Genomic DNA, 24,513 nt, shown 5'->3' on the forward strand with positions numbered 1-24,513 from the left:
CGAATCAAAACGAGGAAATGTCATGACCGAGCAAAATGCCTATCAGGTCGCCGACTGGAATGGCCAAAGCGGAGAGTACTGGGTCGCCAACCAGGCCCGGCTCGACGCCATGTTTGCGGTGTTCGGCCAGGCCGCGATAGAAGCCGCCGCGCCCGCGACGGGTGAGCACGTGCTGGACGTCGGCTGCGGCGCGGGCGCGTCGAGTCTGGCTCTGGCCGCCCGCGTCGGCGCGGGCGGCCATGTGCTGGGCGTGGACATATCCGAACCGCTGATCGGCCGAGCGTGCGCGCTTGCGCCACAGGATACGCCGGCCCAGTTCCGGGTAGCCGACGCCAGCAGCGCCGAGCTGCCCGAGCGCGCGTTCGACATCCTGTTCTCGCGTTTCGGAGTGATGTTCTTCGACGATCCGACAGGGGCGTTCGCCCATATGCGACGCGCGCTCCGGCCGGGCGGGAGGGTCGCTTTCGTCTGCTGGCGCGGCGTGGCCGAGAACGATTGGGTGCGCCTGCCGATGGGCGCGATCAAGGGCATCGTCCCGCCGACCGCACCGCCCGATCCCGAAGCGCCCGGCCCCTTCTCGTTCGGCGACCGGGGGCGGGTGATGCGCATCCTGACAGCAGCCGGTTTCACCGATGTCACTATCACGCCCTTCGATGCTTCCATCCCGTTCGGCGAGGGCGGGACGCGGGACGCGGCGATCGACGACGCGGTGAAGATGGCGTTCGAGGGCGGCCCGCTGTCGCTTGTGCTCGCGGATCAGCCCGACGACATCCGCGCCCACGCCTGGGCCGCGGTTCGTGCCGCCTTGGCGGGCCTCCCCGGCGAGCGGTCGGTGATGATCGACGGCGCGGCGTGGATCGTCATGGCACGCAATCCGGCAGCTAGCAGCGATTAACAGGGGGAGACGTATTTATTCCTCTAGTTGCGTATCCATCAAAGCATCAATGTAGGGTGCCTTGTGCGCGAGATATTCGGCAATGCCTTCCCGGTTGTTGGCTTCGAGCCGTAGCTTCAAATCCTGATACTGCTGCCGGATGCTGGCGCTTTCTCTCAAAAGGTCTCGGAAGCGTAGCATTCGCTCAATCTGTCCATGACCAGCGATGCACACGTGTATTTTATGAGTTCTCACCCCATCGACATCGCGACGGTAAAAGTGATGGTCGATCGAAAGATCTGTTCCCCGTACATAGCCCAATGTATGCATGAACTCGCCACGAGCCGCTTCATTTACGTGCTCCGACACCACAACCAAAATGTCGATTTCTGGTTTGGCGCAAAGCCCAGGAACAGCGGTACTACCGACATGATGAGTTTCGATCAGCTCAGCTCCAAAGCCCTTCGCTATTCGTCGTTTTTCGATAGTAAAAAGTTGCGGCCATTGAGGATCAGAGGGCGAGATCTTACTGGTGAGGGCCATCAGCTGTCCTTGCGTCAGAGTCGAATGAGAGAAGATTAACCTTGGTTCAAAAATTTGGAGTCGGCCATGGGGCCCACGGCAGAAAATAGGCACTTGAGATTGAAATATTTACTTTGAGCAGAGGATTTCGGGCTCTGATTTCGCTCCGACATTTTCAATGAAATCAGCCACAACGACCGGTCACAACGAGTGATGGTCGATCCATCGCTACCTGTCAGTTTGAATCCTCTTACAAGTATTCGCGTCTAGAGTTTCACTGCCAACTATCCTGAAACAAGATCAGAATTCAGGCGTGCAACGTCAGGTGACTTCGTCCTCAGGGAAACCGGTATGACAAATCCGCAAGATAAAGCCGAGTCCGACGCGGATTTAGCTCAGATGGTGATAGGACGAGGGCCATGCACCTATCTATTGCTGCTCTTACTAGGATTGATCCTTCTGTTTCCCTTCCTTGAGGAGGGTTTAATGCCTCGCTTGTCGCTCGGCATTCTGTTTTCAACGGTGCTGCTCGTGGGCGCTTTCGCCACCAGGCAGACTCGGCGAGGGTTCATCCTCAAGCTGTGTCTGGCGCTGCTTGGGGTTAGCCTTCAATGGGCGGCCTTGGGGGCTGGGAGTATCGCGATTCTCAAGCTTGCCGGGATTTCCTATGCGGCGTCTCTTGCGGTTTCGTTTAGCGGAGTGCTTCGCTATATCCTCATGCGCGGGCCAATTACAGCTGACAAGCTGCATGGTGCGCTGGCGGGTTACATCATGCTGGCCTTCGTTTGGTCCTTCATTTTTGCTCTGGTGGAGACATCCGCCGCAGGCTCATTCGGCCCTGGCCAACTTGACTTCGGACAGCCGGGGACTTTCTTCAAACTGATCTATTTCAGCCTCACGACGCTCACCACCACCGGCTACGGTGACGTTATCCCGCTGACCAACCACGCCCGCTCACTTGTGATGGTCGAAGAATTTTCCGGCGTCTTTTACGTTGGTGTTGTGATTGCGCGGCTTGCCGGTCTTTATCCGTCGAATCAGGTCAGGTAACTGTCGATTTGCCTGAGCCACCTCCGGGGGGTAAGCAAGCAGGGTCGGACAAATGTCCCACCAACGCGTGAATGGGACGTAGCGTAAATCCTGTCTTTCAAAGTCCTGCACTGAAACGATACTGCCAGACCATGCCGACAGCATCGTATTCGCTGCCCGTGCGGGAATGTCCGCCATAGCTCGCATTCAGCTTTATCGAATGGTTGCGGTTCAACGGCAGCGAAAGGGTGCAGCCGTAGCGGGTGCTTTCCTGAAAATCACGGTTACTGACCCCATCCACTGAGCTGCTGCCGCCAGCGAAGTAGGTCGCATCCAGCGAACCCCAGACCCCATAGTTGAAGGCGTAGATAAGATGCCCCTGTATTTGGTAAATCGGATCCTGGGAAAGCACGTGGTCGCCGAGTAACTCGTCATTGTCGGTGAAAAAGGTTCCTGCGCCGGATAATTCCAGGGTCACTGGCCCCACACGTTTGGAAACCCCGAGTTCAGGCTTGAATGACCAGCGATTATTGCCCAGATTGATCAGCCTGCTGTCGTCGTATTGGCCCAGTGGCGCCGTGATCGCCAGGCTGGCGCCGATAATCACATCCTGTTGGTAGCTGGGGAACTCGGCCAGGGACATCGCCGGGGCGCCATACAAGTTGACCGAGAAGCGAAATCTTGGGTCGATCAGCCCAGAGACATTACGCTCCCTGGGTTCGCCGGCAAGCAGGGCTGAGCCGGTCAGTTTTGCCTCGGGCACGACGATATCGAACTTCCCCGAGCGGCCCCAGACGTCCAGGGATCTGGCAAAGGCAAACACGACCGTCTTGATATTGAGCCTGGCATCTTCGAGTGGGATCGAGGGGTTGGCCGTCACATTGCCATGGAGATCGCTGTAGCCGATGAGCAGGAAATTGATACCGACCGGTGTATTGGCGTAGGATCTGGGTTCGAGATCTTCTGCCACTGCGGCGGTGGCGAGCATGATGACCGAAGCGGATGCGAAACGAACCAGCCTGATGACACAGAGATTGTGTTTCATCCACTTTCGCTCGCTTCTGTGAGGACCCCGGAGTTCTATGAGTTGTAGCGCATCTGCATTTGTTTGGCATAGACAGATGCCACCCGCACTGCGTAGTCGCACTTGGCTATCTACAGCACGCTCCGAGCCTTTGACTTAACCGGCCAAAAGGACACGCAGAAACTCAACCGCGCACCAGGTAGGCTCCTGACGGAACCCGATCTCGCAGCTTCTTGCATTTTCCGGGTTTGGGCTGATGCCCGGGCGGGCGATCAGGAAACCAGATTCGGCACTTACCCGGAGGCGGCCAATGGCCGCTGGGGATCTCAACCTCATCGTACGCAGGCCGCTGTGGCTCGACGAAAGCCACGGGCACTTCTCCTTCGCGCCGAGGCCTGCCAGCCGTCGGCGAATCCGATACCCTCTCTGCCTGTGCGTTAGCGAAGTTGCCAGCGTTGGCTTGTTCAACAGCGGCCATTTCTGCTTCGCGACGCTTTTGGACCTCCTCTTTGAGCCCCTGCTGTACTGCGACCTGGTCCTCTTTGGCGTTGGGTGAGGTACTCGAAGCCTTGGCCTGCTGCGCCGCCTGGATCAATTGGAAGTTGCGGTTGCGTAACTCGACGTTGCGACCAACCCGCATGTTCGAGCGCGCCGCCAACGTTTCTGCCTGCTGGTACTGCCCCTGCTGAAGACGCAACACACCAAGGTAATGCAGCGTCGCGGGATTGTTCGGCTGGATATGCAGGGCACGCTCCAGCGTGGCAGCGGCTTGGTCCAACTGGCCATTTTCATATTGCCGCGAGGCGGTTTCGATTAGCGTGGTTGATGCGCTGTTACTTTGCGAGAGCGGTCTTCGTTCGGCAGCAACCGAACAAAGCGACGCGACAGCGCAGAACGCCAGGATGAGACCCGGCAGAAAACTCTTGGTTGGCATCAGGGGGCGGACTCGGCTGATCGAGGACGGCACTGTCGTAAAACAGGCCACCAGCGCTGCTCGGCATCGCCGATACAGGGCCCCTGTTGACCTGGCCAGTACCCTGAAGTTCCCGCTGCAACAGGCCATCGGCACCAGACCTTCTCATGCGGATTGTCTGCGCCAAGTGCCGGGTGATGTGCCGAACTGGCGTTTGAATGCGCGACTGAACGCTGCTTCGGATTCGTAGCCCACTGCAAAGCCGATTTGCGCCACATTCCCGCGCCCTTCGCGCAGGTGTTGAGCCGCCACGTGCATTCGCCAGAGCGTCAGGTATTGCATCGGTGGCTGTCCGACCAATGCCGTGAATCGCTCCGCGAATACCGAGCGCGACATGCCCACCTCAAGCGCCAGGGCTTCTGCCGTCCAGCCCTCGGTTGGACGAGCATGGAGCAGCGCCAGTGCGCGCCCGATATGCGGATCTCGCAAACCCGCCAGCCACCCGCGCCGCTCAGTGGGGAGGTTGGCGACATACTGGCTGACGGCTTCGACGAACAGCAATTCGGATAGTTTGGCGATGACTGTTGTCGAGCCGACGCGCCCCGTCGCGATCTCACTGACAGCGAAACGGAATGAGCTTTCAATCCAGGCTCCCGAAGCCGTCGCGCGGACGTCTAGTTTCAATAAGGATGGCAGCGACGAAAGCAACGGGCTGAACGGTGTTTCAGAGCCGAGGAATCCGCACAATAACTGTGTGGCCTCGCCGCCCCCGCCGTACTTGATTCGTGAAATTCCACCGATTTCCGGCGGCTGGATAACTTCGCGCGCCGACATGGGCGCAATGCTTAGATCACTGCCAAAGGTATGAACGTCATTGCGAGGAAGCAGAATGAGTTCGCCTGCCCGCACGTCGAGGGTGGCGCCATCGTCGATACGTAATTGCATGTGCCCCGCCGCGACAAAATGCGACGCAATGATATGTCGAGGTGCCGCCAGGAACGGTTTGCAGTCGTCTGCAGAGATTCTTCCGCTGATGCACCAGGGCGCACTGAGCTCCGCCTCGAGAAAGACCCCACCAGACAGCCGAATCACACGCAAGACATCAGATAGAGCATCCAACAATTGCCAGCCCTCCTTTCCGGAGTCCGGAGCATGTAATCAGGCGCACTGGTCATTCGCTGCCTGAACTGCGAGGCCTAGATTAGCACCAACGTGGACTCAATGATCGAGGCGCTCCCCCGGACGCTTCACCGATGGTCATTGACTCCCGCGTTGACCGTAATTGGCCCACTCCAACTCGACCACGCAAGCCGGAGATCGATATGAACACCGCAGCTACCCTACCCCGCTCAGATTCAGGCAACGCCGCCCGTTTTGCTCAAATCGTCAGATCATCGAAGAAAGCGGAATGGCAAATCGATCGCGATTTGCTACAGGACCGTAGCTTCGACTTCTCGCGCAAATTTTTGCCGGACGGGCTATCGCGGATCGACTGCCTGACCTTTCTCGCCGCGGACGAGGCGCGTCTGCTCAGTCAGATTCAGGGCCGGACCTATGCGTATATCTTTGGCCTCGTCGAGCGTTTTATCAGTGCCAAAATGCTCGATCAAGGTCGGGCCCATGTATTTGACGATCAGCTCGCACTGGAAGCGCTGGTGCGCTTTTCCAACGACGAGATCAAGCATCAGGAGCTGTTCCGACGCATTGAGACGATGATGGGTAAGCAATTGCCAGCGGGGTATCGTCAGGTTGCCGACCCAAACGATGTAGCGCGCGCGGTACTGGCGGCCAGTACCTGGTCGGTACTGGCGCTGACCTGTCATATCGAACTGTTTGTTCAGACGCACTACGTGCAAAGCATCGCCCCGCGCGAGGAGATATGCCCGCTCTTCAAGGATGTCTTCAAGTTTCATTGGAAGGATGAAAGTCGGCACGTCGTACTCGATGAATTGGAGTGGGAGGCTGAGCACGCAAAACTCTCCCCGGCCAAGCGCGACCAGGCAGTGAACGATCTGATTGCGCTGGTGGCGGCTGTCGACGCAATCCTGCAGGCACAATCGGCATCCGATGCCGACTACTTCATTCGAAATGCTTCACGATCGTTCAGTGTCGATCAGACAGCGCAAATCAACGCCTGCGTGCTGAGCGCCTACCGCTGGCAATACATTATCTCGGGCGTGCAACATCCACACTTTGGCCGGCTGCTTACGCGCATGACAACGCCAGCACAGATGTCCAGGATTCAGACCGCACTGGCACCCATCATGAGCCATTGATCGACAGGGGCGACCGACCGCGCGTCGGTCGCACGACGGTGGGATGACATGCCGAAAATGATTGATTGAGGATGGCAGCCATGACGATTCCGATGTGGATGCTGCTTGGATTTGCGACCTGGACTTTACTGTTGTTGATGGCAACCGTCGGAGTGTATCGCTGGGTCAGAATCCTGTTCTCGAATATTCCGATTGCTTCTTTCCGAAGCGATCAGCTCGAAGGCGAGGATTGGTATCGGCGTGGGACAAGGGCACACGCGAACTGTGTGGAAAATCTGCCTGTCTTTGGCGCCATCGTGTTCGTGATTTCAGCCCTTGGTATCGACGGCCCCGCAGTGAACTACTTGTCCATATTCGTCCTGACCGCTCGTGTGTGCCAGTCGCTGGTTCACGTCTCCCATGTGCAAACCGATACGTTCGTGGCGGTTCGGTTTACCTTCTTTTGCGTGCAGTTGGTCTGTTTTCTCGCACTCATTGTGATAGCCGCTTGTTACGGCGCCTGAATACTCAAATAGATCATCGGCACAGCGCACCCGTCGATCACCGAAGGGCGCGCTGCTGTAGCAAAGTTCTGGACGTACAACGTTGGCTATTTAAGCAGGGGGTCCCCTAGAACTTTTCCCTATTAATCTGTCTATGTGGATAGGCACATCCGCTCGGTAAGCGCGAACCCCCAAGGCTTCCCGCAGCAAGATGGCCATACGTCCGATTGTCAATCAGAGGTTGCCTTCTCTCATGAAATTCCATGACCCACGGATGGTGCTCTTCGGCCTGTTAGCGTTCGCGGCAGTGGGCTCGGCCTGCGCAACACCGATGAAGACCCCAACCCCTGTTGTCGCAACTGAAGTCACCGCCGTTCAGGCTCCTGTCCAGGCCGCCGGCAACCCTTGGCCGACCCTGGCCAGTATGGCCGCCACGCAGCCGGGGGCGTTGCTTGCCCATGACGACCGATACTGGCATGACGGCCGTTGGCATGATCGCAGGGACAATTGGCGCCGAGACGACTGGCGTAGAGATAAGTGGCGTCGAGAGCAAGCCCGCCGAGAAGCTGATCGTCGTGATTGGGAGCGCCACCAGGATCGGGCCATGCGGCACCGCTACGAGGACGATCGCCGCTACTATCGTCGCTAGGCCTGCCAGAGCAGACGTGCGGACCAGACTCGCTCATCCCGCAGCCCTGCCATACTGTTCAACATGACTCGTGCAACTTTCCGCTTCTACGAGGAGCTCAACGATTTCCTGCCGGCCGAACGGCGCCGGCAGTCATTCACCTGCGAGTGCGCGCGAGGGGCGACGGTCAAGCACATGATCGAGGCGCTCGGGATACCGCACACGGAGGTTGAGTTGGTGCTGCTCAACGGCGAGTCGGTGGGCCTGGAGCGGACGATCTTCGACGGTGACCGGCTGGCGGTGTATCCCAAGTTCGAAGCGCTGGACATCAGCCCGTTGCTCAAGGTTCGTGCGCAACCTTTACGGGTGCTGCGCTTCATTGCTGATGCACATCTTGGCGGGCTGGCCAACCTGCTGCGCATGAGCGGTTTCGACACCCTCTACGACAATGGCTTCGAGGATGGCGAGATCGCCGAGATCGCTGCTCAGCAAGGACGCATCGTGCTGACCCGTGACCGCGAATTGCTCAAGCGGCGGATCATCAGCCACGGCTGTTACGTGCATGCCCTCAAACCGTCGCTACAGCTGCGCGAAATGTACGAACGCCTCGACCTGGCGCGTAGCGCGCGGCCATTCAGCCTGTGCCTTCATTGCAACCTGCCGCTGCACGAGATCAGCCCGGAACTGGCCCGGCTGCAGGTGCCGCCACGGGTTGGCGCCCTCTATTCGCACTTCTTGCGCTGCGATGCCTGCCAACGGATTTACTGGGAGGGTTCGCACTGGCGCAGCATGCATGCACTGCTGGCGCCTCTGCTGAACCGATAGCCGAGCGCATCGACTTTTTCGTACAAACCCTGGACCGGCCTCAAGCCAGCAACTCGGTGATCCACCGGGCCTGCCGGGCGATGTCTTGCACTTTTTCTTCGGGCAAGGCCTGTCGCGCATGGGCGAAGTGGGTCAGGGTCTTCTGCTTCTCGCGCAGGATGCGCTGCCACTTGATCAGGAACGCCGGGCTGCGTGCCTGCATCTGCAGTGGGCCAAAATAAAGCTCCTCGGCGGTGTACATCACCGGCCCGGCGCGCTCGGCGACGATGATTTCGTAGTCGAAACGATTTTCCCGCAGCAGTTCCTCGCAGAGGATGCGGTAGCCATTTTCCATCAGCCACTGGCGCAGTGGCTGCTCGCCGCCGTTGGGTTGCAGAATCAGGCGCTCCTGGCCACTCAGACGCGCCTTGCCGCTGTCGAGGATGTCGCGGATCGTCTCGCCGCCCATGCCGCAGATGGTGATCGCAGTGATCCCGTCACCCGGTTCGATCGCTGCCAGACCACTGGCCAGGCGCACGCTGATCCGCTGGTCCAGACCGCTCTCGCGCACGGTGCGTTCGGCCGAATGGAACGGCGTCAACGCCACCTCCCCGGCCACCGCCGCCGCAATGGCGCCACGGCGCATCAACGCCACCGGCAGGTAGCCGTGATCCGAGCCGATATCGGCCAGGCGTGCGTCTGCTGGTACATGCGCCGCCACGCGCTCCAGGCGCTGGGACAATGTCTGTTCGTTCAACTGCTGTTCCTTTTCACCACGAATGTCCGACACCTTGGGCCAGGTCGGGACGCGATTCTGTCGAGCAACGCCGTGCATTTCAAATTTATGCGACAAGAGCCATGGTTCGACCCGAATTCTGAGTGGTTGTGCTATGAGGGCGGCCTTCATGCTGCGGTAAGGCATCAGGCGCGTCAGCGGGATGTGCTCAGTGCTTTTTTGACTGAGTTGATCGGTATTTTCGGGGCCGTGCAAACGTCAATAGGAGCAAGCCCCTCACCCGTTTTCAGATCCGGATTTCGCTGGTCGGCATAACGTCGATCCGCGCCACGGGCCCCGTCAAATGCGCCAGGTCTGCGTTGTGTTCGGTGATGATGTCTTCGGCGGCGAGGTTGCCGTTGTCGACGGTGGAATGCGCATCGGCGGCGAGCACTACGTCATAGCCCAGGTTCAGTGCCTGGCGGACAGTGGCGTTGACGCAATAGTCGGTTTGCAGTCCGCAGACGATCAGGCGGTCGGCGTCCATATCCTGCAATTGCGCTTGCAAGTGGGTCCGGTAGAACGAGTCTCGATTGGTTTTTCGCACGCGAAGGTCTTGCGGCGAAATCTTCAGGCTTTCGGCCAGTTGCCAGCCTTCGGACCCGTATTGCAACTGGTCGCCCCTTTCTTCGTGCTGGATGAGGATGACCGGGATGCCTGCTCCGCGAGCCTTGGCACTGAGGTCGTTGATGTTCTCGATAACACGCTTGATCTCAAAACATTCGTACTCGCCAGTGCACAGGGCGCGCTGGACATCGATGATCAGCAGTGCGGTAGCCATGGTCCCGTCCTTGAAAAGAATCAGTGGATCAGGGGACGAAAAATAGATCCGTCCCCCTTTGAAAAACACCCCTCAATAACCGAGCGACAACCCGGTGTTACGACGTGGATCGTTCGCCCCATAAAAGTGGTTTTTGCCCACCGGCTTGCCTTCCAGCGAAGGTGCGCCGACCAGAATCGCCGCCACATGGTTGGCGTCCTGCGGCCCGGCAAACTTGTGCCCCCAGCTTTCGAGCATCTTCACCGTATCAGGGCTGGTGGTGAAGGTCTCAAGGTTGGTCTCTTCCGGTAACCACTGCTGGTGGAAACGCGGTGCATCCACCGCCTCCTGGATGTTCATGCCGTAGTCGATCACGTTGAGCATAGTCAACAAGGTTGCAGTGATGATGCGACTGCCGCCGGGGGTGCCGACGACCATCACCACTTTGCCGTCCTTGGTGACGATGGTCGGGCTCATGGACGACAGCGGTGCCTTGCCGGGCGCGATGGCATTGGCCTCCCCTTGCACCAGACCGTACATGTTCGGCACGCCGATTTTCGAGGTGAAATCGTCCATTTCGTCGTTGAGGATCACCCCGGTTTTGCTGGCCATGACGCCGGCGCCGAACCAGTCGTTCAAGGTGTAGGTCACCGAGACCGCATTGCCCCATTTATCGACGATGGAGTAATGGGTGGTGTTGCTGCCTTCGTGTGGCGCTACGCCGGGTTTGAGCTCGCGGGACACCGCGGCCTTTTGCGGATTGATGGCTTCGCGGATTTTCGTTGCGTAGTTTTTATCCAGCAGATGGGCGATCGGATTTTTCACAAAGTCCGGGTCGCCCAGGTAGCTATTGCGGTCCACATAAGCGTGACGCATCGCTTCGATCTGGTAGTGCATGCTCTGGGCCGAGTGATAGCCCAGGTCTTTCATCGGATAGCCTTCGAGAATGTTCATGATCTCGCAAATCACCACGCCGCCAGAGCTGGGCGGCGGTGCCGAGACCACATGGTAGCCGCGGTAATCGCATTCGATCGGGGCCAGTTCGCGGGTCTTGTATTTGTCGAGGTCGGCCTGAGTGATGATGCCTTTGTTGGCCTGGCTGGAGGTGACGATGGCATCGGCCACCCAGCCTTTATAGAAGCCGTCGGCGCCCTTCTCGGAGATTTCCCGCAGGGTTTTGCCGAGGTCTTTTTGCACCAGTTTCTGACCGACTTGCATCGGCTCGCCGTTGCTCAGGAAAATCGCACCGGAATCCTTGATGTCCTTCTTGAACACGTCAGTGGCGTATTCCAGCAACTCGACATCGCCCTGCGCCAGCACAAAACCGTCTTCGGCGAGCTTGATGGCCGGGGCGATCACTTCCTTGCGCGGTTTGGTGCCGTATTTCTTCAGCGCCAGTTCCATGCCCGACACGGTACCCGGCACGCCAACGGCCAGATGGCCACGGGTGCTCAGCTCGGGGACAACGTTGCCCTCCTTGTCGAGGTACATGTCGGCGGTGGCGGCCAGCGGCGCTTTTTCACGGAAGTCGAGGAAGGTCTTGCGCCCGTCCGCCAACTGAATGGTCATGAAACCGCCGCCGCCCAGGTTACCCGCCGCGGGATAAACCACCGCCAGCGCATAGCCGACCGCTACCGCAGCGTCGACGGCGTTACCGCCGTTCTTGAGCACATCGACGCCCACGTGACTGGCCAGATGCTGGGCGGTGACGACCATGCCGTTTTCGGCCGCGACCGGCGCCACGGAAGCCGCGTAAGCACTGAGGCAGCTGAGCACCAATGAGGTCGCAATCAGCGATTTGGCAAAAGGTTCGAACTTCATGAGTCGGTCTCTTTTTGTTTTTAGGCTCTGTAAAAAAACAGAGGGGAAGGCTTCAAGAGCAGAGGCAAGTATGGCTGGGATTGCGTATTGCGCCTCCCCGTCGAGGCAGTATGCTTGGCCTCGGTTCAGCACTTTTACGGAGTCCACCGGCATGAGTTACACCTTCATCACCCTCGCCACACCGGTGGGCGAGTTGAAGCTGGTCGCGAACGGCTCACGACTGGCAGCCATCCTCTGGGAAAACGACAAACCCGACCGGGTGCGGCTTGGACCGATGCGCGAGGCGCCGGATAACCCGATCCTGATGCGCACGGCTCAGCAGCTGCGGGAATACTTTGCAGGCACGCGCAATCGTTTCGACCTGGAACTGGATTTTGCCGGGACGGAATTTCAGAAGAAGGTCTGGGCAGCGCTGCTGACCATTCCGTTTGGCGAGACCCGCAGCTATAGCGAGATAGCCCGGCAGATCGGCAATCCCAGTGCAGTTCGGGCAGTGGGCGCCGCGAACGGCAAGAACCCGATTTCGATTGTTGCGCCGTGTCATCGGGTGATTGGCGCTTCGGGAAAGTTGACGGGGTTTGCCGGAGGGCTTGAAGCGAAGGAACAGTTGCTGACGCTGGAAGGTTGCCAATGGTCTGGGGCCGGCAGGACAGGCGATTTGTTCTGATCAGCCCAAACGCTACGTTGATCAGGCGGTGGTGAAGATGTTTTTCATCGCCGCATACTGCAACAGCATGATGGTCTTCGCATCGCAGATTTCCCCGCGATAAAACGCATCAAGTGCGTCGTCGAATTTCCACTCCAGCACTTCCAGTTCCTCGGTCTCCTCCTCCAGCCCGCCGCCCTCGCTGACCTTGGCAGCAGCGTCGTACTCGGCGATGAAGAAGTGCAGTTTCTCAGTCACCGACCCGGGGCTCATGTAGGCCTCGAACACCTTGTGCACATGATGCACGCGATAACCGGTTTCTTCCTCGGCTTCTTCGCGGATGCGCTCTTCAGGCGCCGCACCTTCTAGCAGCCCCGCCGCCACTTCGATCAGCAACCCATCGTGGCCGTTGACGAACACCGGCAAGCGGAATTGCCGGGTCAGCACCACGGTTTTCTTTTCACGGTTGAACAGCAGGATCGCCGCGCCATTGCCGCGGTCGTAGACCTCGCGGGTCTGGCGTTGCCATTCGCCGTTGTTGCGCTGGTAATCGAAGGTAATTTTCTTGAGCAGGTACCAGTCGTGGGACAACACCTGGGACTCGATGAGGTTGACCCGCTCGGCTGTGTTCGACATGACAATGCATCCCTTTTTTCGTCAGAAGACGCACATCTTAGGCGAAAACGAAAGCCCGACGCTAAGACAGCTGAGCCTTGTATTCCTTCTCATACTGACCCGCCAGCGTCTCTTTCTGTTTGTCGTCGAGTAGCTTGCCGGCCATCTGGAAGAACTTCTGCTCTTCCTCTTCCAAGTGGTGATTGACCTTCTCGGCGAGCTTCTTCGCGGCGACCAGCCAGGCCGGGCTGGACATCTCGGTTTCGTCGAGTGCTTCCATCATTTCATCCATCTCATGATGTTCGGCAATCGCATGACGGCTGAGGTCGACGCCGTTATCGAACTCCATCAGCGGGATGTAGAAATGCCGCTCTTCAGCGGTTTCGTGGGCCTGAAGTTCGGACTTGAGCTGCTTGTAAGCCTCGACCCGTTCGGGGGTGTCGCCGCTGGTCTGGATCAGCGCATCGGCGTAGATACGTTGGCGGTCGTGGCTTTCGCGCAAGGCTTCGAAAATATTCACGGAGTGTCCTCATGGGCCGCGTTCAGGAATGACGCTGTTTAGCCTAGACACCTGCGCCCGAACGACGGTTCCACCTGAAGACTGGAACAACGACCAGGAGCCGCGATAGTCTTGGAAATGTTTACCACTCTGGCCATAAGGAAATAGCTGATGACCCTGCGAATCGAACGATCGCAAAACCCCACGGATGAAGAACGCCAGGCAATCCTGCTGCCGTTGCGCGCCTATAACGCCGAAAAAGCCGGTGTCTCGACTCAGGAGCCCGTTGCCTTGCTGGTGCGTGACGAAAGCGGCGAGATTCTCGGCGGGCTTCACGGTCGGGTGTTTTACCAATGGTTGTACATCGACCTGTTGTCGGTGCCTGAACAGGCTCGCGGACAGGGCATGGGCACGCAGCTGATGCAGATGGCTGAACACCTGGCACGGGAAAAGGAATGCATCGGAATCTGGCTCGACACCTTCGACTTCCAGGCGCCGGAGTTCTACCGCAAGCTCGGCTACAGCGAACTCGGCCAGATCGCCGACTACCCGCCGGGCCACAAGCGCTTCTTTTTCCAGAAGCGCCTGAAAAACGAAACCTGACCCGGCGGGAGCAAACCCCATTTTCATAATCAACACAGAACAACTGTGGGAGCGGGCTTGCTCGCGAAGGCGGTGTGTCAGTCAACAGAGATGTTGAATGTACCGGCCTCTTCGCGAGCAAGCCCGCTCCCACAGGGGTATGCGTCAATCCAAAGAATCAGAGGCAGGTCGCCAACGCCGCCAGTCGGCGCTTAGCCACAAAGTCGTCATGCTGAGCGTAATAATTCAGCACGGTGGCGGAAGCGTCAGTCTTCACGTCTACAAAGGACTCCGCCGAACGCGTGTAAACGGTGGTGCCGCCGTTCTCGCCAGGCTGCAAATACGCGCTGGCATCGACACCGAACACCGCCTCGTCCTGCCAGGAAAACTGCACACACTGGGCGACCACTTTTTCCGGTTTGTCCGACGTCAGGGTTTTGTACGGGGTTCCAGTGCGGGCGTCGTTCATCGCCGAGCCCGCGCATCCGGCCAGCAACGTTACGGCCAGCGCCACCATCAGAATTCGCATTGCGTTCGCTCATCAAGAAAAAGCGGACTGTATCACCGCGGCACTGCGTATCGTTCTGCTTTACTTCATTTATACCGCGACACCGAGTGACGATTCGCGCACCCTGTCGCGCCATAAACACCGCATCGCCCGTTTTTCCGGGCTTATTTTCTGGAAAGGTCATGACACCCAACGCCGAATATTACAAACCGACCGCTGAATATGCCGACAAACTGATCAGCCAGATCGGTCAGACGCCGTCCTGGATTGCCAAGCGGATTGGCGTCACCGACAAGCGCATTCGTTACATCCTCGACGGCGAAAGAACCGTCAAGGGTGAAACCACGCCAATCCAGATGACCTACCCCGAGCAGTTTGCCCTTGAGTGCCTGGCAGCAGCGGCCAAGGCCAGCAAGAAGCAGTCTTCGTAATCCAGCCTCAAGGAGCGACCATGGCGGCAACCGAACAGCAACACGAGCAAGCACTGAAGAAGTTTCTCGATGAGCGCCCTGAATTGCGCGTCGAACTCGACAACCTCAACCCGCTGTTGGCTCAGGCCAAGGGCGAGACCGCGGCGCAGTACCGCGACGAACGCTTGCATGAAGCCTTCGAAGCCGAGGCCGAGCGCCTGGGATTGTTTGCCTGGGAGCTGACGCTGCAACTGACCGCCGCGACGCCCGAGGACTATCAGGCACAGCGCCTGGAAGTGCACAAGGAAGTGGCCGAGATGGCCGGCATGGACTGGCGGGAGTATTGCGAGTTATATGGATTGAGTAAGTGACTATTCCAGTCGCTGCCTGAGGACGACCTTCGCTGATGTTGCCATCCCTCTCAACTGACCGCGCCAGCCCAGGCCACCTGCATACCCGCAAATGGCGCGGGCGCATCGGCATGTCGCTGGTGGCCAGCCTCTCGGTACTCGCGGGCATGACCGACGCCATCGGCTTCATGGCCAGCGGTGATTTCGTCTCGTTCATGAGCGGCAACACCACCCGCCTCGCCGTCGCCATCAGCGATGGCGACCTGGGCCTCATGTTGCGCCTGATGATCCTCGTCGGCACCTTCGTCGTCGGCAACGCGTTGGGCATTGTCGTCAGTCGCCTCGGCGGCCGTCGGGCGCTGCCCTTGCTGCTGTGCATCGCCACGCTGCTCTGCGGCGCCGCTGCCTGGCCTTACGACGAACAATTGCCGGCGCTTCTGGCGACGATCATCGCCATGGGCATGCTCAATGCCGCCGTGGAAGAAGTGAATGGACTGCCGGTCGGCCTGACCTACGTCACCGGCGCCCTGTCACGCTTCGGCCGCGGGCTGGGACGCTGGATGCTCGGCGAACGACGCAACGGCTGGCGCGTGCAACTGATCCCCTGGACCGGGATGTTTGCTGGCGCGGTAATCGGCGCCGTGCTGGAACATCACCTGGGGCTCAAGGCTTTGTTTGTCAGTGGTCTGCTGGCCGGCGCGGTCGGGTTGCTGTCGCTGAAAATCCCGCAGCGCTGGCAGTTGGGTTACATGCCGCGCTGATCGGCGGTTGATCGTTCCCACGCAGAGCGTGGGAACGATCGAATTGGGTGCACCTGACACACCATCTCGCGGCAAAGCCCTTCGCCGCCCCGGCGATAAAGCTTTATCATGGCCGCAGTTTTGCTGATCGAGTCCGTCATGAAATTCGCCATCGCGCTGTTTTCCGCCGCCCATGCGCCCTCCTCGCGCCGCGCCCTGCTGTTTGCTCAGGCTGCGCTGGCCGGTGGGCATGAGATTGTCCGGCTGTTTTTCTACCAGGACGGCGTCTACAACGCCTCCGGCAGCGTGGTCACGCCGCAGGATGAGCAGGACTTGCCCAAGCAATGGCGCAACTTCGTCACCGAGCATCAACTGGACGGCGTCGTGTGTATCGCGGCGGCCCTGCGTCGTGGCGTGCTGAATGAAGAAGAGGCCGGGCGCTATCAGCGTGAAGCCGTTGCGGTGGGCGCGCCGTGGGAACTGTCTGGCCTGGGCCAGTTGCATGACGCGGTGCAGGATGCTGACCGCCTGATCTGTTTCGGAGGCGCGTGAGATGGCTAAGTCCTTGCTGATTATCAGCCGTCAGGCGCCATGGTCCGGGCCGAGTGCGCGCGAAGCGCTGGACATCGTGCTGGCCGGCGGCGCCTTCGATCTGCCGATCGGCCTGCTGTTTCTCGATGACGGAGTGTTCCAGCTCGCCGCGAAACAGGAGGCCAAGGCCCTCCAGCAGAAGGACCTCAGTGCCAATCTGCAAGCCTTGCCAATGTTCGGTGTCGACGAACTGTTTGTCTGTGCCGACAGCGTTGCGCAACGGGGTCTGAACCCGGCCGGCTTGGCGCTGGAAGAAGCGCAGGTGCTGGCCGCCCACGAAATCACCGCACTTATTGACCGTTACGACCAGGTGATCACCCTCTGATGTCGACTTTGCATATGTTGTCTCATTCCCCGTTCGGCGACGATCGCCTGACCAGTTGCCTGCGCTTGATGGGCGCTGACGATGCGTTGCTGCTGACTGGCGACGCGGTTTATGCGCTGCAGCCAGGCACCGCGCCGTTCAAAGCGCTGAACGCCCGCCACCCGAAACTGTTCGTACTGGCCGAAGACGCCCAGGCTCGCGCGCTGGAGATTCCTGACACGGCCAAGGCCATCGATTACCCGGCCTTCGTCGAGCTGTCGATTCACTACGACAAGGTCAACAGTTGGCTATGAAATCCCTGACGGTCGGCGCACGCGCCATCGAGCTGGACAAGGACGGTTTCCTGGTCGAACTGAGCGACTGGTCCTGCGAAGTGGCCAGCGCCCTGGCCGCCGCCGAAGACATCGAGTTGAGCCCCGAACACTGGGAGATCCTCGAACTGCTGCGCAGCTTCTACGCCGAATTCCAGCTGTCGCCGGCCACCCGTCCGCTGATCAAGTACACAGCAACGAAGCTGGGCCCGGAAAAGGGCAACAGCCTGCACCTGAACCGACTGTTCAAAGGCACCCCTGCCAAACTCGCCGCGAAACTGGCGGGCCTGCCCAAACCGACGAATTGCTTATGACCGACTACACTGCGCTGATCCTCGAAACACCCGCCGAACACCCGTTCGCCCAGTTCGTGCGCATTCTCGGCAAGGGCAAACGCGGCGCCCGCGACTTGACCCGCGAAGAAGCCCGCGAAGCCATGGGCATGGTGCTCGACCATAAGGTCGAAGACACCCAACTCGGCGCGTTCCTGATGCTGTTGCGGCACAAGGAAGAAAGCGCCGAGGAAATGGCGGGGTTTACCGAAGCGTTGCGTGAACGGTTGAATCCGCCGGCACTGGCCGTCGATCTGGACTGGCCGACATATGCCGGCAAGAAACGCCATCTGCCTTGGTACCTGCTAGCCGCCAAGTGTCTGGCGCAGAACGGCGTGCGCATCTTCATGCATGGCGGCGGCGCGCACACCGCGGGTCGGCTCTACAGCGAGCAACTGCTGGATGAGTTGAAAATTCCGTTGTGCCGCGACTGGCAGCAGGTCGGCGACGCACTGGATAACGGCGGCCTGGCCTTCATGCCGCTGGTGGATTGGGCGCCGCAGCTGCAACGAATGATCGACCTGCGCAATACCTTGGGCCTGCGTTCGCCGATCCATTCCCTGACGCGGATTCTCAACCCGTTGAGTGCCCGCTGTGGCCTGCAAAGCATTTTCCACCCCGGCTACCAGGCGGTGCATCGCGATGCCAGCGGTTTGCTCGGCGACACCGCGATCGTGGTGAAAGGCGACGGCGGCGAAATCGAGATCAACCCGGACGCCGATAGTCACTTGTACGGCACCACGGGTGGCGAAAGCTGGGACGAGGAATGGCCGCAGTTGTCGGCACAACGCCACGTCAAACCGGCCACCCTCGATCCCGAGCACTTGAAAGCCGTGTGGCGTGGCGACGTAGTCGACAGCTATCCGCAAATGGCATTGATCTCGACCATGGCTCTGGCCTTGCGCGGCCTCGGCCAACCCCGTGAGCAGGCCTTCGAAACCGCCCAGCAGTATTGGGATGCGCGGGACAAATCGATATAACCGATCATAAGCGCCCAACCTTTGCGCTTTTTAATCGAACCTATGCGAATAGACTCCTCTCCAACGCTTATTGGTTGAGGAGTCTTGAACATGGGGTTGTTAGTTGAAGGTCGCTGGCAGGACCAGTGGTACGAAAGCAGCAAGGATGGCGCGTTCCAGCGTGAACAAGCGCAGCGTCGTAACTGGCTGACCACCGACGGCAAACCTGGCCCGACAGGTGTCGGTGGCTTTGCGGCCGAGGCCGGTCGTTATCACCTCTACGTGTCCCTCGCCTGTCCATGGGCTCACCGCACGCTGATCCTGCGCAAACTCAAAGGCCTCGAAAGCCTTATCGACGTCTCGGTGGTCAGTTGGTTGATGCTGGAAAACGGCTGGACCTTCGACCAGAACCTCGGATCGACCGGGGACAAGCTCGATCATTTCAATTTCATGCACCAGCGCTACACCGCCGATACCGCCGACTACACCGGCCGCGTCACCGTGCCGGTGCTCTGGGACAAACAGCAGAATCGCATCGTCAACAATGAATCGGCGGAGATCATCCGCATGTTCAATGGCGCCTTCGATGATTTGACGGGTAATGACCTGGATTTCTACCCGGCGCCGCTGCGGGGCGAAATCGATGCGCTGAACGAACGGATTTATCCGACGGTGAACAATGGCGTGTATCGCGCAGGATTTGCCACAGCGCAGAAGGCTTATGAAGAAGCGTTCGACGGGTTGTTCGAGGAGCTTGATCGGCTGGAACAGCTATTGGATGCCAATCGTTATCTGGCGGGTGAGTACCTGACCGAAGCGGATATTCGGCTGTTCACCACGTTGATTCGCTTTGACGCGGTGTATTACGGGCACTTCAAGTGCAACCTGCGGCGGATTGCCGATTATCCGAATCTGTCGAACTGGCTGCGGGAGATTTATCAGTGGCCGGGGATTGCCGAGACGGTGAACTTCGAGCACATCAAGAATCACTACTACGGCAGCCACAAGACCATCAATCCGACGGGGATCGTGCCGAAAGGGCCGGCGCAGGATTTCACAGCAACGCATGATCGCGAGCGGTTGAGCGGGAAAGGGGTTTGGCGCAGAGCCTGACAGACGATCGTTCCCACGCTCCGCGTGGGAATGCCGCCAGGGACGCTCCGCGTTCCGCTTCGGATGTGACGCAGAGCGTCACGGGATGCATTCCCACGCAGAGCGTGGGAACGATCAGTTACCGGATGTTCAGACCTGCGCCTGAGCGCCCTCGAACCACGCCAGTTTTTCGCGCAACTGCACCACTTCCCCAACGATCACCAGCGTCGGCGCATGCACTTCATGCTCCGCCACCAGACTTGGCAAATCGGCCAAGGTGCCGGTAAACACCCGCTGATTAACGGTGGTGCCCTGCTGGATCAACGCCGCTGGCGTATCCGCCGCGCGACCATGCTTGATCAACTGTTCGCAAATGATCGGCAACCCCACCAACCCCATGTAAAACACCAGGGTTTGCGCCGGCGCGACCAGGTCGGCCCACGGCAAATCGGTGGAACCGTCCTTCAGGTGCCCGGTGACGAAACGCACAGACTGCGCGTAATCACGGTGCGTCAGCGGAATTCCGGCATACGCCGCGCAACCGCTGGCCGCGGTGATACCCGGCACCACCTGGAACGGGATGCCATGGGCCGCCAGTTCTTCGATTTCTTCACCGCCGCGACCGAAGATGAACGGATCACCGCCCTTCAGCCTCACCACCCGCTTGCCTTGCTTGGCCAAATCCACCAATTGCTGATTGATCTGATCCTGAGGTACGGCGTGATCGGCGCGACGCTTGCCGACGTAAACCCGCTCGGCATCGCGACGGCACAAATCCAGAATCGCCGGCGCCACCAAGCGGTCATACAGCACCACATCGGCTTGCTGCATCAGACGCAAGGCACGGAAGGTCAGCAGGTCGGGATCACCCGGGCCGGCGCCCACCAAATAGACTTCGCCCGTGGCATCCGGTGCTTCACCGGCAATTTTCGCCAGCATCAAGCGCTCGGCTTCGGCGCCCTGCCCGGCCAGTTGCCGGTCGGCAATCGGGCCCTGGAACACATCTTCCCAGAACGCCCGACGCTGCTGCACATCCGGGAACAGGTGTTTGACCTGGCTGCGAAAACGCGCGGCCAGGCCGGCCAGTTGACCGTAGGTGGAAGGAATCCAGGTTTCCAGTTTGGCGCGGATCAACCGCGCCAGCACCGGCGCATCGCCGCCGCTGGAGACCGCTACGATCAAAGGAGACCGGTCGACGATCGCCGGGAAGATCACGCTGCACAAGGCTGGCGCGTCCACCACGTTGACCGGCACGCAACGCCGATGGGCATCGGCGGAGACTTGCGCGTTCAGCGGTTCGTCGTCGGTGGCGGCGATGATCATCCCGCAACCGTCCAGGTCCGATTCAACGTAGCCTCGCACCAGACATTCGCCACCGCTACCGGCAACCAGTTCGCGCAGTTGCGGTTCGATTTCAGGTGCGACCACCCGCAGCAGCGCACCGGCTTCGGCCAGCAGACGGGACTTGCGCAAGGCAATCTCCCCCCCGCCGACGACCAAGACACGACTGCCGCGAAGGTTATGGAACAGCGGCAGATAGTCCATTTAGCCGATGACCTCGAGGCCACCCATGTACGGTTTCAGCACGTCCGGCACACGGATCGAACCGTCGGCTTGCTGATAGTTTTCCAGCACCGCCACCAGGGTACGACCGACCGCCAGGCCGGAACCGTTCAGGGTGTGAACCAGTTCAGGCTTGCCGGTTTCCGGGTTGCGGAAACGCGCTTGCATGCGACGGGCCTGGAAATCACCGCAGTTGGAGCACGACGAAATCTCGCGGTATTTGTCCTGGCTCGGGATCCACACTTCCAGGTCGTAGGTCTTGACCGCGCTGAAGCCCATGTCGCCGGTGCACAGCGCAATAGTGCGATAAGGCAGTTCGAGCAATTGCAGGACTTTTTCGGCGTTGGCGGTCAGGCCTTCCAGCGCTTCCATCGAGGTCGACGGCTCAACGATCTGGACCATTTCAACCTTGTCGAACTGGTGCTGACGGATCATGCCGCGCGTATCGCGACCCGACGCACCGGCTTCACTGCGAAAGCATGGCGTGTGGGCGACGAACTTGATCGGCAGCCGTTTCGAATCGACGATTTCGCCAGCGACGATGTTGGTCAGCGACACTTCGGCGGTCGGAATCAGGTACAGATCGGCTTCGCCTTCGCGAGTGATCTTGAACAGGTCTTCTTCGAACTTCGGCAACTGACCCGTGCCTTGCAACGCCGGCGCTTGAACCAGATAAGGCGTGTAGGCCTCTTCGTAACCGTGTTCGCTGGTGTGCAGGTTGATCATGAACTGCGCCAGGGCGCGGTGCATACGCGCAATCGGGCCGCGTAACAGGGCGAAACGGGCGCCGGACAGCTTGGCGGCGGTTTCGAAGTCCAGCCAGCCGAATTTCTCGCCCAGGGCGACGTGGTCCTGAACCGGGAAATCGAACGCGGTCGGGGTGCCCCAACGGCGCACTTCGACGTTGCCGTCTTCGTCATCACCGATCGGTACGGATTCGTGCGGCAGGTTCGGGATGCCGAGCAGGATCGAATCCAGATCGGTCTGGATCGCGTCCAGCTCGACTTTACCGGCGCTCAATTCATTCGCCATGCGCTCGACGTCCGCCATCAGCGGCGCGATGTCTTCGCCGCGCTGCTTGGCCTGGCCGATGGATTTGGAGCGCGCATTACGGTCAGCCTGCAGTGCTTCGGTGCGGGTCTGGACGGTCTTGCGCTGTTCTTCCAGCGCTTCGATGCGCGCAACATCCAGCGTGTAACCACGGGATGCCAGGCGGTCCGCTACGTCCTGAAGGTTGCTACGTAACAGTTTGGAATCGAGCATGTCGGTCTCTCGTTATCAAAGTTTGGTCAAGGACAGGCCAGCCCAGGTAGCGAGCAGCCCACCGAATACGCTGATGGCAGCATAGACAATAGCGAGCGGCATTTGCCCGGTTTCCAGCAGGCGCACCGTGTCCAGTGAAAAAGATGAAAAAGTCGTCAGCCCCCCGAGGAAGCCGACCATCAACCCGGCGCGCACCTCAATCGGCACCTCCGGGCGTATTAAAAACAGACCGTATAGAACGCCGATCAGCAAACAGCCGACGATATTAACGGCCAGCGTCGCGGTATAGAAGTGCCGCGGCCAATTAGCGTTGATCCAGTTACCCGTGGCAAAGCGCAAAAGCGTTCCGGCGATACCGCCCACAGAAACAGCAACGATCAAAGGGATCACTATTTTCTCCGCTGCCGGGGGCTGAGACGGTCAAGTTGCGCAAGGTGATTGAGCTTCTCGCCGATCTTCAGCTCCAGGCCACGCGGCACTGGCTGATAGAACGGTTGCGGCTCGAGCTCTTCCGGGAAATAGTCTTCGCCAGCGGCGTAAGCGTCCGGCTCATCGTGGGCGTAACGGTATTCGTCGCCATAACCCAGTTGTTTCATCAGCTTGGTCGGTGCGTTGCGCAGGTGCAGCGGTACTTCCAGCGAACCGTGTTCGGTGGCGCTGCGCATTGCGGCTTTGAAGCCCATGTACACCGCGTTGCTTTTCGGCGCACAGGCCAGATAAGTAATGGCCTGGGCCACCGCCAACTCGCCTTCGGGACTGCCGAGGCGCTCCTGCACTTCCCACGCCGCCAGACACAGGCTCAGGGCGCGCGGGTCGGCGTTGCCGATGTCTTCGCTGGCCATGCGCACCACGCGCCGGGCCAGGTACAGCGGATCGCAACCGCCGTCGATCATTCGAGCGAACCAGTACAGTGCGCCGTCGGGGTTGGAACCGCGCACGGATTTATGCAGCGCGGAAATCTGGTCGTAAAACGCTTCGCCGCCCTTGTCGAAACGCCGGCGGGTATCACCGAGCAAGCTTTGCAGGAGATCGACGCCGATCTCGCTGTTGTCTTCAGCCAGATCGGAGGCGTTTTCCAGCAGGTTGAGCAGACGCCGGCCATCGCCATCGGCGGCCGACAGCAGCATCTGGAAGCCTTCATCGCTGAGGGTCAGTTGCCGCTTGCCCAGGCCACGCTCTTCCGTCAGCGCGCGATGCACCAGCTTGCGCAGGGCCGCTTCGTCGAGACTTTTGAGCACGTAGACGCGCGCCCGGGAGAGCAACGCGTTGTTGAGTTCGAATGAGGGGTTTTCCGTGGTGGCGCCGATAAAAATCAGCGTGCCGTCTTCAACGTACGGCAGGAAAGCGTCCTGCTGGGACTTGTTGAAGCGGTGCACTTCATCGACGAACAGGATGGTTCGCTTGCCGTACTGCCCAGCCTGCTGCTTGGCGACTTCCACCGCCTGACGGATTTCCTTCACGCCGGCCAGTACCGCCGAAACCGTTTCGAAGTGCGCATCCGAGACTTCCGCCAGCAGACGCGCCAGGGTGGTCTTGCCCACACCCGGCGGGCCCCAGAAAATCATCGAGTGCAAGGCACCCTGCTCCAGCGCCTCGCGCAAAGGCTTGCCGCGAGCGAGCAGGTGTTCCTGACCGACGTACTCGTCCAGATTGGCCGCACGCAGGCGTGCTGCCAAAGGTTGAGCTATCGGGGCACTGCGAAACAGGTCCATCACTACTTATGAAACCTCACTAACTATCAGCCAATCACTTGAACGCCGCCGGCCCCTGTGGGAGCGAGCCTGCTCGCGATGGCGGCATTACATTCAACATCAAAGTT

General features: G+C 59.7%; 30 protein-coding genes. 16 read left to right on the top strand and 14 right to left on the bottom strand.

What is annotated here, in order from left to right:
- Positions 1 to 22: 22 nt before the first annotated feature.
- Positions 23 to 895 carry a class I SAM-dependent methyltransferase gene (locus tag ACQ4OB_RS09590; RefSeq protein WP_074878116.1) on the top strand — a complete coding sequence of 291 codons (873 nt, stop codon included), beginning with the start codon at positions 23 to 25 and terminating at the stop codon, positions 893 to 895.
- Between the two features lie 15 nt (positions 896 to 910).
- Here ACQ4OB_RS09590 and ACQ4OB_RS09595 read toward each other — a convergent pair whose 3' ends face one another.
- A complete protein-coding gene (locus ACQ4OB_RS09595; RefSeq protein ID WP_430955591.1) occupies positions 911 to 1,417 on the bottom strand; it encodes a GrpB family protein in 507 nt (168 codons plus the stop codon).
- Positions 1,418 to 1,747: 330 nt separating this feature from the next.
- Between ACQ4OB_RS09595 and ACQ4OB_RS09600 the strand changes: the two genes are divergently transcribed.
- Positions 1,748 to 2,446, top strand: a complete 699-nt coding sequence (locus tag ACQ4OB_RS09600) for an ion channel (RefSeq protein ID WP_430955592.1) — start codon at positions 1,748 to 1,750, stop codon at positions 2,444 to 2,446.
- A 97-nt stretch (positions 2,447 to 2,543) separates the two neighbouring features.
- Here ACQ4OB_RS09600 and ACQ4OB_RS09605 read toward each other — a convergent pair whose 3' ends face one another.
- The 3 genes from ACQ4OB_RS09605 to ACQ4OB_RS09615 all read right to left on the bottom strand — a co-directional run bounded on the left by ACQ4OB_RS09605 (position 2,544) and on the right by ACQ4OB_RS09615 (position 5,484).
- Positions 2,544 to 3,470, bottom strand: coding sequence for a transporter (locus ACQ4OB_RS09605; protein WP_430955593.1), 927 nt, complete (start codon positions 3,468 to 3,470; stop codon positions 2,544 to 2,546).
- Between the two features lie 163 nt (positions 3,471 to 3,633).
- The gene (locus ACQ4OB_RS09610) at positions 3,634 to 4,383 is read right to left on the bottom strand and encodes a tetratricopeptide repeat protein (protein ID WP_074878123.1); all 750 of its coding nucleotides are present in this window, start codon (positions 4,381 to 4,383) and stop codon (positions 3,634 to 3,636) included.
- 144 nt (positions 4,384 to 4,527) lie between these two features.
- On the bottom strand, positions 4,528 to 5,484 hold the full coding sequence (locus tag ACQ4OB_RS09615; RefSeq protein ID WP_074878126.1) for an AraC family transcriptional regulator: 957 nt from the start codon (positions 5,482 to 5,484) through the stop codon (positions 4,528 to 4,530).
- A 200-nt stretch (positions 5,485 to 5,684) separates the two neighbouring features.
- Between ACQ4OB_RS09615 and ACQ4OB_RS09620 the strand changes: the two genes are divergently transcribed.
- From ACQ4OB_RS09620 to ACQ4OB_RS09630, 3 genes are all read left to right on the top strand, one after another.
- Positions 5,685 to 6,638 carry a diiron oxygenase gene (locus ACQ4OB_RS09620; RefSeq protein WP_430955594.1) on the top strand — a complete coding sequence of 318 codons (954 nt, stop codon included), beginning with the start codon at positions 5,685 to 5,687 and terminating at the stop codon, positions 6,636 to 6,638.
- Between the two features lie 80 nt (positions 6,639 to 6,718).
- Positions 6,719 to 7,141 (top strand): MAPEG family protein, encoded by a 423-nt coding sequence (locus ACQ4OB_RS09625; RefSeq protein ID WP_074880789.1) that lies wholly within the window; start codon positions 6,719 to 6,721, stop codon positions 7,139 to 7,141.
- A 691-nt stretch (positions 7,142 to 7,832) separates the two neighbouring features.
- Entirely contained in the window at positions 7,833 to 8,573 is a 741-nt protein-coding gene (locus tag ACQ4OB_RS09630; protein WP_430955595.1) for a Mut7-C RNAse domain-containing protein, read from the top strand.
- A gap of 40 nt (positions 8,574 to 8,613) precedes the next feature.
- Here the strand turns inward: ACQ4OB_RS09630 and ACQ4OB_RS09635 are convergent, their stop codons facing one another.
- From ACQ4OB_RS09635 to ggt, 3 genes are all read right to left on the bottom strand, one after another.
- Positions 8,614 to 9,309: a tRNA (adenine(22)-N(1))-methyltransferase gene (locus tag ACQ4OB_RS09635; RefSeq protein WP_305885253.1), complete on the bottom strand. Its 696-nt coding sequence runs from the start codon at positions 9,307 to 9,309 to the stop codon at positions 8,614 to 8,616.
- A gap of 265 nt (positions 9,310 to 9,574) precedes the next feature.
- Positions 9,575 to 10,108 (bottom strand): cysteine hydrolase family protein, encoded by a 534-nt coding sequence (locus ACQ4OB_RS09640; protein ID WP_430955596.1) that lies wholly within the window; start codon positions 10,106 to 10,108, stop codon positions 9,575 to 9,577.
- 72 nt (positions 10,109 to 10,180) lie between these two features.
- Complete coding sequence (gene ggt / locus ACQ4OB_RS09645) at positions 10,181 to 11,908, bottom strand: gamma-glutamyltransferase (protein WP_430955597.1); 1,728 nt, start codon at positions 11,906 to 11,908, stop codon at positions 10,181 to 10,183.
- Between the two features lie 151 nt (positions 11,909 to 12,059).
- On the opposite strand from ggt, the gene ACQ4OB_RS09650 reads away from it, so the two are divergent.
- Positions 12,060 to 12,575: a methylated-DNA--[protein]-cysteine S-methyltransferase gene (locus tag ACQ4OB_RS09650; RefSeq protein ID WP_076027894.1), complete on the top strand. Its 516-nt coding sequence runs from the start codon at positions 12,060 to 12,062 to the stop codon at positions 12,573 to 12,575.
- Positions 12,576 to 12,596: 21 nt separating this feature from the next.
- Here the strand turns inward: ACQ4OB_RS09650 and ACQ4OB_RS09655 are convergent, their stop codons facing one another.
- Together ACQ4OB_RS09655 and ACQ4OB_RS09660 are read right to left on the bottom strand one after the other, a co-directional pair.
- The gene (locus ACQ4OB_RS09655) at positions 12,597 to 13,190 is read right to left on the bottom strand and encodes an NUDIX domain-containing protein (RefSeq protein WP_102615974.1); all 594 of its coding nucleotides are present in this window, start codon (positions 13,188 to 13,190) and stop codon (positions 12,597 to 12,599) included.
- A 61-nt stretch (positions 13,191 to 13,251) separates the two neighbouring features.
- On the bottom strand, positions 13,252 to 13,689 hold the full coding sequence (locus ACQ4OB_RS09660) for a hemerythrin domain-containing protein (RefSeq protein WP_102615973.1): 438 nt from the start codon (positions 13,687 to 13,689) through the stop codon (positions 13,252 to 13,254).
- A 150-nt stretch (positions 13,690 to 13,839) separates the two neighbouring features.
- On the opposite strand from ACQ4OB_RS09660, the gene ACQ4OB_RS09665 reads away from it, so the two are divergent.
- On the top strand, positions 13,840 to 14,271 hold the full coding sequence (locus tag ACQ4OB_RS09665) for a GNAT family N-acetyltransferase (protein ID WP_430955598.1): 432 nt from the start codon (positions 13,840 to 13,842) through the stop codon (positions 14,269 to 14,271).
- A 157-nt stretch (positions 14,272 to 14,428) separates the two neighbouring features.
- Here ACQ4OB_RS09665 and ACQ4OB_RS09670 read toward each other — a convergent pair whose 3' ends face one another.
- Positions 14,429 to 14,779 (bottom strand): hypothetical protein, encoded by a 351-nt coding sequence (locus ACQ4OB_RS09670; RefSeq protein ID WP_430955599.1) that lies wholly within the window; start codon positions 14,777 to 14,779, stop codon positions 14,429 to 14,431.
- 161 nt (positions 14,780 to 14,940) lie between these two features.
- Between ACQ4OB_RS09670 and ACQ4OB_RS09675 the strand changes: the two genes are divergently transcribed.
- The 9 genes from ACQ4OB_RS09675 (at position 14,941) to ACQ4OB_RS09715 (ending at position 19,889) form a co-directional block, all read left to right on the top strand.
- A complete protein-coding gene (locus tag ACQ4OB_RS09675; protein ID WP_008154823.1) occupies positions 14,941 to 15,189 on the top strand; it encodes a hypothetical protein in 249 nt (82 codons plus the stop codon).
- A 20-nt stretch (positions 15,190 to 15,209) separates the two neighbouring features.
- Positions 15,210 to 15,539: a DUF6388 family protein gene (locus ACQ4OB_RS09680; RefSeq protein ID WP_076027898.1), complete on the top strand. Its 330-nt coding sequence runs from the start codon at positions 15,210 to 15,212 to the stop codon at positions 15,537 to 15,539.
- Positions 15,540 to 15,574: 35 nt separating this feature from the next.
- The gene (locus ACQ4OB_RS09685) at positions 15,575 to 16,279 is read left to right on the top strand and encodes a YoaK family protein (RefSeq protein WP_074878154.1); all 705 of its coding nucleotides are present in this window, start codon (positions 15,575 to 15,577) and stop codon (positions 16,277 to 16,279) included.
- A 138-nt stretch (positions 16,280 to 16,417) separates the two neighbouring features.
- Complete coding sequence (gene tusD / locus ACQ4OB_RS09690; protein ID WP_008154829.1) at positions 16,418 to 16,810, top strand: sulfurtransferase complex subunit TusD; 393 nt, start codon at positions 16,418 to 16,420, stop codon at positions 16,808 to 16,810.
- Between the two features lies 1 nt (position 16,811).
- Positions 16,812 to 17,174, top strand: coding sequence for a sulfurtransferase complex subunit TusC (tusC, locus tag ACQ4OB_RS09695; protein ID WP_430955600.1), 363 nt, complete (start codon positions 16,812 to 16,814; stop codon positions 17,172 to 17,174).
- Entirely contained in the window at positions 17,174 to 17,467 is a 294-nt protein-coding gene (tusB, locus tag ACQ4OB_RS09700; RefSeq protein ID WP_430955601.1) for a sulfurtransferase complex subunit TusB, read from the top strand. The genes tusC and tusB overlap by 1 nt, the downstream gene beginning before the upstream one ends.
- On the top strand, positions 17,464 to 17,799 hold the full coding sequence (locus tag ACQ4OB_RS09705; RefSeq protein ID WP_074878158.1) for a TusE/DsrC/DsvC family sulfur relay protein: 336 nt from the start codon (positions 17,464 to 17,466) through the stop codon (positions 17,797 to 17,799). The genes tusB and ACQ4OB_RS09705 overlap by 4 nt, the downstream gene beginning before the upstream one ends.
- Positions 17,796 to 18,797, top strand: coding sequence for a glycosyl transferase family protein (locus ACQ4OB_RS09710; RefSeq protein ID WP_430955602.1), 1,002 nt, complete (start codon positions 17,796 to 17,798; stop codon positions 18,795 to 18,797). The genes ACQ4OB_RS09705 and ACQ4OB_RS09710 overlap by 4 nt, the downstream gene beginning before the upstream one ends.
- Positions 18,798 to 18,887: 90 nt before the next feature.
- Complete coding sequence (locus tag ACQ4OB_RS09715) at positions 18,888 to 19,889, top strand: glutathione S-transferase family protein (protein ID WP_430955603.1); 1,002 nt, start codon at positions 18,888 to 18,890, stop codon at positions 19,887 to 19,889.
- 129 nt (positions 19,890 to 20,018) lie between these two features.
- On the opposite strand, the gene cysG is transcribed toward ACQ4OB_RS09715, so the two are convergent.
- The 4 genes from cysG to ACQ4OB_RS09735 are packed head-to-tail and all read right to left on the bottom strand — an operon-like array spanning position 20,019 to position 24,406.
- A complete protein-coding gene (gene cysG / locus ACQ4OB_RS09720) occupies positions 20,019 to 21,413 on the bottom strand; it encodes a siroheme synthase CysG (RefSeq protein ID WP_430955604.1) in 1,395 nt (464 codons plus the stop codon).
- Complete coding sequence (gene serS / locus ACQ4OB_RS09725; protein WP_074878166.1) at positions 21,414 to 22,694, bottom strand: serine--tRNA ligase; 1,281 nt, start codon at positions 22,692 to 22,694, stop codon at positions 21,414 to 21,416.
- Positions 22,695 to 22,709: 15 nt separating this feature from the next.
- Positions 22,710 to 23,084, bottom strand: coding sequence for a fluoride efflux transporter CrcB (gene crcB, locus ACQ4OB_RS09730; RefSeq protein WP_074878168.1), 375 nt, complete (start codon positions 23,082 to 23,084; stop codon positions 22,710 to 22,712).
- Positions 23,084 to 24,406 carry a replication-associated recombination protein A gene (locus tag ACQ4OB_RS09735; protein WP_074878169.1) on the bottom strand — a complete coding sequence of 441 codons (1,323 nt, stop codon included), beginning with the start codon at positions 24,404 to 24,406 and terminating at the stop codon, positions 23,084 to 23,086. The genes crcB and ACQ4OB_RS09735 overlap by 1 nt, the downstream gene beginning before the upstream one ends.
- Between the last annotated feature and the right edge of the window lie 107 nt (positions 24,407 to 24,513).

This window comes from Pseudomonas sp. ES4, assembly GCF_050586665.1.
GTDB classification, from domain to species: Bacteria; Pseudomonadota; Gammaproteobacteria; order Pseudomonadales; family Pseudomonadaceae; genus Aquipseudomonas; species Aquipseudomonas frederiksbergensis.